Genomic DNA, 6,461 nt, shown 5'->3' with positions numbered 1-6,461 from the left:
CCCTCGCCCACTTCCGCCCCCGCGCCCGTCACCGACCCGACCAAGCCCGAGGACGCCCGATGAGCACGCCCCAGCCCCCGACGCAGCAGGCCGCACCCGAGTGGCAGGCGGCGCCCGGGTCGCCGTACGCCACGTACACGTCGCCGATCCCGGTGGTGCGCACGCACCTCGGGCATGCGCTCGCCTCCGAGTGGACGAAGATCAAGTCGGTGCGCTCGACGATGTGGACACTGGGCGTGTTCGTCCTGCTGGTCGTCGGCATCGGCCTGCTGGCCGGCCTGGTCGTGGCGAGTTCCTCGTCCGACCTCTCCGGCTCGAACTCGCTGGAGCTGGGCTTCTTCGGACTGCTCCTCGGCAGTATCTGCGTCATCACGCTCGGCGTGATGACCACCGCGTCGGAGTACGGCACCGGCATGGTGCGGACCACGATGACCGCCTGCCCGAGCCGCGGCCGGGTCCTCGCGGCCAAGGGGATCGTGTTCTTCCTGGTGGCGTTCGTCGTGGCGCTGGTGTCCGCCGCGCTCGTCGCCCTCATGCACATGGCTCTCCTGGAGGGCAACGGGGCCGACAAGCCCACCGGAGGCGAGTGGCTGAAGGCCACGTTCGGTGTCTCGTGCTACGTCGCGCTGCTCGGGCTGCTCTCGCTCGCCATCGGTTCGATCATCCGGCACTCCGCGGGAGCCATCACGATCATGATCGGGACGCTGCTCGCCCCGCTGGTGGTCGCGCTGTTCATGTTCTCGGAGTCGCTGAAGGACGTGCAACAGGCCCTGCTCGAGTACTCGATCCCCAACCAGATGAGCATCTTCTACGCCAACTCACTCAGCGACTCCGGCCCGTCCGGCTGGGACCCGCTGTGGATCATGCTCGGCGTGACGGCCGCCGCGTTCGCCGGCGCGTTCGCGCTGCTGGAGAAGCGGGACGTGTAGGAGGGTTCAGAACTTCGGCGCGTTACGGGACCGCTGCACCCGCGTGGTGCGGCGGTCCTTCGCGTTCCAGCAGGACTTGTGCCAGTGCCGGCGGTCGTCGACGCCCGAGTGCGCCGGCCAGGCCACCACGTGCGGGACACCGTCCGGGATCAGCTGGTCGCAGCCCGGGCAGCGGTACGCCTTCCCCTGCGCGCTCGCGCCCGCCACGTGCCGTACGCTCCAGTGCTCGCCCTGCCAGCTCTCCGACGACTGCCAGCCGCCGTAGCGGCCGGTGCCTTCGTCCTCGGCGCTCCGGCCGGACGAACCGGCTCCCTTGGGTCGGTTGCGACGCGGGGACACAGGACACCTCACGGAGCTATACAGGGAATACGGGCGGCGTCCAGCCTACGCGGCACGGACAGGGGTACGCGTACGCCGCCAACCACCGCAACTCCCCCGTGCGGAGCTGCCGCGGGGGCCGTCGAGGAGCGTCGAAGGCCCTCCACGACGGCCGATTCAGCAGACAATCCGCAAATCTCTCCGCCCGGCCGTGTCCTCGGCACGTGTCAGACGGTTATGCCCTGTGGGGGAGCTCCGGGTCGGAGCCGAGGAAGCAGGAAGAGCAATGCGCGTAGGAAGTTTCGTGTTGGGCGCCCAGTTCCCGGGCCAGGGCCAGGGCGAGGCGCTGCACCGCGCGGTCCGCTCGGCCGAGGTCGCCGAGGAGGCCGGCCTCGACACCGTCTGGCTGGCCGAACACCACTTCGTGCCGTACGGCACGTGTCCGTCGGCCGTGACACTGGCCGCGCTGCTGCTGGGCCGCACCCGTCGCATCCGGGTCGGCACCGCGGTCAGCGTGCTGCCCACCGTCCACCCCGTGGCCCTCGGCGAGCAGGCCGCGCTGCTCCACGTCACGAGCGGCGGCCGGTTCTCGCTGGGCGTGGGCCGGGGCGGTCCGTGGGTGGACCTGGAGGTGTTCGGCGCGGGCCTGGAGGCGTACGAGGAGGGCTTTCCGGAGTCACTCGATCTGCTGGTTCGCTGGCTGCGCGAACCGGCCGTCGGCGCCTCGGGCGAACGCTTCCGCTTCCGCGAGGTGCCCGTCGTCCCGCGCCCCTCGGAGTCCCTCACGGAAGAATCGGGCCCCGAGGTCGTCGTGGCCTGCACGTCCCCGGCGAGCGTGCGCATGGCGGCCGAGCGGGGGTTGCCGATGCTGCTCGGAATGCACGTCGGCGACGAGGAGAAGGCCGAGATGGTCGCCCTGTGGCGGCAGCACGCACGGGCGGCCGGGCGGCCGGCGGCGGAGATCCACGGCGCGGCCCATGTCTCGGCCGGCGTCTGCCAGATCGCGGACCGGCGCGTCGACGCCGCGGAGACCCTGCTCAAGGCGATGCCCGGCTGGCTGCGTCAGGGCCTGGGCTCCCATGTCACGGTGGACGGCCGCGCCCGGCAGATGCGCGACCCGCACGCGTACACCGAACTGCTCTGCGGACTGCACCCGGTGGGCCCGCCCCGGCTGTGCGCGGACCGGCTCGCGGCGACCGGCGAGCGGACCGGCATCAACCGCTTCGCCCTGCTCGTCGAGGGGTCCGGAGACCTCGCGGCGACCGAGGAGAACGTACGGCGGCTCGGGGCCGAGGTCCTCCCCCAGCTCCGCTGAGGACGTGGGCGGGGAGCTTGCCGCTCCGGTACAGAACTGCACCTCCCGCGTACGGAACGGCAAGCGGACGACCGTGGCGTCAGCAGTCGCGGAACTCGGGCGACTGGTTCAGCACCTGGCTGCGTACCGAGGTGAAGCGGGTCAGCTTCTCGTCGACGGAGGAGTCCAACGGGAACACCGCCACCCGGTGGCAGTTCTGGAAGGCCAGCCGCACCCCGAAGTGCCGCTGCAGTGCACCGCGGATGGCGTCACTCGCCAGCGCACGCAGCAGCTGGCCGCGCGCCTGCTCGTCCGGCGGGGGCGTCTGGTTGTCGGCGAACGCTCCGCCGTCGACCTTCAGCTGTGCCACCAGGGAGCTGACCATCTCCCATGCGTAAGGCAGGGAAGTCCGGACGCAGTCGACGAAGGCTGCTTCGTCGACCTCGCCTCGCTCGGCCTGTTCGAGTAGGGCCGGTGAGACGTCGAGCGACATGGGTTCTCCTCTCGCACCCCCGACTGGCAGGGGTTGCCGGACAGTTAAAGGGAGGGCGATTTCGAACACGCTGAGTACACACCTCGCGACCTCCCGTTCAATACCGTAAGCAACCGATCGTGACCGCACCAGGAGAATGCCCATATGGGCACCATCCGTTAGGCGCACAATCGGCCAGTGCGCAAGACGGGGCCAATGGGAGAAGTGGGACAGCGCCCGGGGCCGCCGGGGCACGGGCGAATCGCGTCGGGCCGGGCGCGTCGAGTAGCGTTGCCGACCATGCGTCTCGTCATTGCCCGCTGCTCCGTCGACTACGCCGGGCGGCTCACCGCCCACCTGCCCTCGGCTCCCCGGCTGATCCTGGTCAAGGCTGACGGCAGCGTCTCGATCCACGCCGACGACCGGGCCTACAAGCCCCTCAACTGGATGTCGCCGCCCTGCGCCCTGAAGGAGGGCACGGGCGAGGAGGAGGGCGTCTGGACCGTCGTCAACAAGGCGGGCGAGAAGCTCATCATCACGATGGAGGAGATCCTCCACGACTCCTCGCACGAACTGGGCGTCGACCCGGGCCTGATCAAGGACGGCGTGGAAGCGCACCTCCAGGAGCTGCTCGCCGACCGTATCGAGACCCTCGGCGAGGGCTACACGCTGATCCGCCGCGAGTACATGACCGCCATCGGCCCCGTCGACATCCTGTGCCGGGACGCCGAGGGCCGGACCGTCGCGGTCGAGATCAAGCGGCGCGGCGAGATCGACGGCGTGGAGCAGCTCACGCGCTACCTGGAACTGTTGAACCGCGATCCCCATCTCGCCCCGGTGCGGGGCGTCTTCGCCGCCCAGGAGATCAAGCCGCAGGCCCGCGTGCTCGCCACGGACCGCGGCATCGGCTGCCAGGTGCTGGACTACAACGCCATGCGGGGCATCGAGGACGACAAGCTGCGGTTGTTCTGAGCGGGCGTCACCTGCGACGTACGAGAGGGCCGGGTCCGCGCTGGCGGACCCGGCCCTCCGTGCTGTTCCGTGCCTGTTCCGGGGAACGTCAGATGATCTGACCCGTCGCCGGGCCCGAGCCGCTCGGCGCCCCCGTGCCGGTGCCCGTGCCCGTGCCGCTGGTCGCGGTACTGCTCTGCGAGGCGGTCGCGGTGCTGTCGGCGGGGGAACTGGCGGCGGTGGGGGACGTGCCGGGGCCGGTGGCGCTGTTGGACGTCTCCGGGGTCGACGGCGGCGGCGTGTCCGTGTCGGTGGGTGCGGGCGTGGTGGGTTCATCGGTCGGCGGATCGGTCTCCGTCTCGGAGTCGCTGGGCTCCGGCGAGGAAGTGGGATCCGACGGCTCGTCGGACGTGGGCGGCTTGGACGGCGAGGACGGGTCGTCCGGCTCGTTCGAGTCGCCCGGGTCCGGTGAACTCGGGTCGTCGGGCTCGCCCGAGTCGCTCGGGCCGTCCGACGTGCTCGCCGACTCGCTCGGCGCCGGGTCGTCCGACGTGCCGACGGTGCCGTCCGGACCGGGGTCGGTGGGCCGGCCGGCGTCTGTCGGGTTCGTGCCGTCGTCGGACGGCCGGTCCGCGCCCAGGCTGCCGTCGTCGACGCCTTGGCTGGCCGACGGATTGACACCGACCTGGTCCGAGGGATCGCCGGCGTCGTTCTCCGACGTGGCTCCGAGGGTCACCACCGTGCCGAGCACGGCGACGAGCAGCGCGCCCGCTCCGGCGGCGACGAGGTTGCGCCGCGCGAAACCCTTGATGCCGACGCCCGCCTTGCGGGAGGGCCCGGTGGACGCCTCCCCGTCGGTGACCAGGGCCGGCGACCGCGGGGGCGGCTGGAGGGGCGGGAAGGGCGCGGGTACGCCCGCGGGCGGCGACGCCGACTCCTCGTTCCGGGCGTCGGGCACCTCCTCCCCCGCGGTCGGGCCGAGGCCGAGGACGCCGAATCCGGCAGCGGCCCCCGCCCCACCGAACGCGCCGGTGCCGGTACCCAGGCCGGGGGTGTCCCCGCTCCGGTCGGCGACCAGCGCGAGGGCACGGCGGCCCGCGACGGCGCCGCGCTTGTCGGAGAGCGCGCCGCGCAGCCCGATGGAGGCCTCCAGCTCGGCGCGGGCCCGGTCGAGGTGGCCCTCGCACAGCGCGAGGACGCCGAGTTCATGGTGGAAGTAGGCCTGTTCCGCGACGTCACCGGCGAGCCGGGAGGCCTCGGTGCCGGAGCGCAGCGCCCGTTCCCATGCGCTCCAGTGCAGCCCGGCGGCGAACGCCGGCGCCGCGGTGCGGGCCAGCTGGACGGCGGGGCTCTCCTCGTCGCCCGCGGGCGGGGTCGTCGCCGGCACCAGCACGGCCAGGGCGGTCAGCACGGCGTCGGCCTCGGCGCAGACCCGCTCCGGGGTGACCGAGGGGTGGCCGGCCCACCAGGCGTAGTGCTGGGCGGCGGCCAGCGCCCTCTCCCGTACGTCGTCGGCGTATCCGGCGCTCTCGAGCTGGGTGAGCACCCCGGCGGCGAGCCGGTAGCGGGAGCCGACCGGCGAGACCAGTCCGCAGTCGGTCAGCTCGCCGAGGGCGGCGTCCGCGTGGGTGTCGCCGACCAGGGCGGGCAGATGCGCCTGGTGCGGCACCTCGCCGCCGAGCGCGACGGCGAACTCCAGGGTGGCGCGGGCCGAGGCGCTGAGCCGGGAGGCGAGCAGCGGCGCGGGCGCGGCGGCCTCACCGAGGGACGGCAGGGGCACCTCGTCGGCCTCGGCGGCGTCGTAGGGCGTGTCGTCGGCCGGACGGGCGTCGGTGAAGACACCGAACTCGTCGACGGCGTCGGCACCGGCCCGCTGCCGGTCGCGCCGGCGCAGCAGGGCACCGGCCTGGACGAAGCGCAGCGGCAGGCCCTCGGACTCGAACCAGAGGTCGCCGGCCCAGTTGGCCTCCTCCTCGGTGAGGGTCCGGCCGGCGGCGCGCTCCAGCAGCTCCACGCCGTCCGAGCGGTCCAGGCCGGTGAGGAAGACCTCCTCGACGGCCGAGTCGGCGGAGGGCGCGGGCACGTCCGGGGTGGCGCCGATGAGGAAGGCGCACTCGGGGGTGGCGTCCAGCAGCTCGTCGAGGGCGGTGCCGCCGAACTCGACGTCGTCCAGGACGACGACCGCGCCGACATCCCTCAGATGGCCGAGCAGTTCCTCCCGGTCCGGGCGGTGCAGCGGCGCGCGGTGGACGGCGTGGAAGAGGTCGTACAGGAGGTCGTCGGCCGTGCGGCGGAAGCCGCTGAGCCGGACGACACCGTCGGGCGCCAGGCCCGCGCAGTCCTCGGCGACGACGTCGAGGAGGCTGGTGCGGCCGGAGCCGGCGGGGCCGGTGAGGCGGACGGAACGGCCGCGGGCGAGCAGCCGCACCAGGCGCTCGCGTTCGTCCTCGCGGGCCAGCAGGCCGAGCACGGTCCGTACCGGCCCCGGTGGGACGGG

At 73.0% G+C, this 6,461-nt stretch carries 6 protein-coding genes; 3 read left to right on the top strand and 3 right to left on the bottom strand.

The features are described from left to right. Positions 1–59: 59 nt before the first annotated feature. Positions 60–929 carry an ABC transporter permease subunit gene (locus EBH09_RS25485; protein ID WP_121749235.1) on the top strand — a complete coding sequence of 290 codons (870 nt, stop codon included), beginning with the start codon at positions 60–62 and terminating at the stop codon, positions 927–929. A 6-nt stretch (positions 930–935) separates the two neighbouring features. Here the strand turns inward: EBH09_RS25485 and EBH09_RS25480 are convergent, their stop codons facing one another. Beyond that, entirely contained in the window at positions 936–1,268 is a 333-nt protein-coding gene (locus tag EBH09_RS25480) for an ATP/GTP-binding protein (RefSeq protein WP_121749234.1), read from the bottom strand. A 265-nt stretch (positions 1,269–1,533) separates the two neighbouring features. Between EBH09_RS25480 and EBH09_RS25475 the strand changes: the two genes are divergently transcribed. After that, positions 1,534–2,562 (top strand): LLM class flavin-dependent oxidoreductase, encoded by a 1,029-nt coding sequence (locus EBH09_RS25475; RefSeq protein ID WP_121749233.1) that lies wholly within the window; start codon positions 1,534–1,536, stop codon positions 2,560–2,562. A gap of 79 nt (positions 2,563–2,641) precedes the next feature. Here the strand turns inward: EBH09_RS25475 and EBH09_RS25470 are convergent, their stop codons facing one another. Then, positions 2,642–3,034, bottom strand: a complete 393-nt coding sequence (locus tag EBH09_RS25470) for an SCO5389 family protein (protein ID WP_055421911.1) — start codon at positions 3,032–3,034, stop codon at positions 2,642–2,644. A 279-nt stretch (positions 3,035–3,313) separates the two neighbouring features. Between EBH09_RS25470 and nucS the strand changes: the two genes are divergently transcribed. Then, complete coding sequence (gene nucS, locus EBH09_RS25465) at positions 3,314–3,985, top strand: endonuclease NucS (protein ID WP_121749232.1); 672 nt, start codon at positions 3,314–3,316, stop codon at positions 3,983–3,985. Between the two features lie 88 nt (positions 3,986–4,073). On the opposite strand, the gene EBH09_RS25460 is transcribed toward nucS, so the two are convergent. After that, a partial coding sequence (locus EBH09_RS25460; protein WP_121749231.1) for an ATP-binding protein occupies positions 4,074–6,461 on the bottom strand: 2,388 nt, incomplete at its 5' end.

The organism is Streptomyces sp. E2N166, assembly GCF_003671715.1.
In the GTDB taxonomy this organism is placed as follows: Bacteria; Actinomycetota; Actinomycetes; order Streptomycetales; family Streptomycetaceae; genus Streptomyces; species Streptomyces thinghirensis.
Note: the sequence above shows the minus strand (reverse complement) of the source record. Positions and strands in the feature narration are given on the sequence as shown.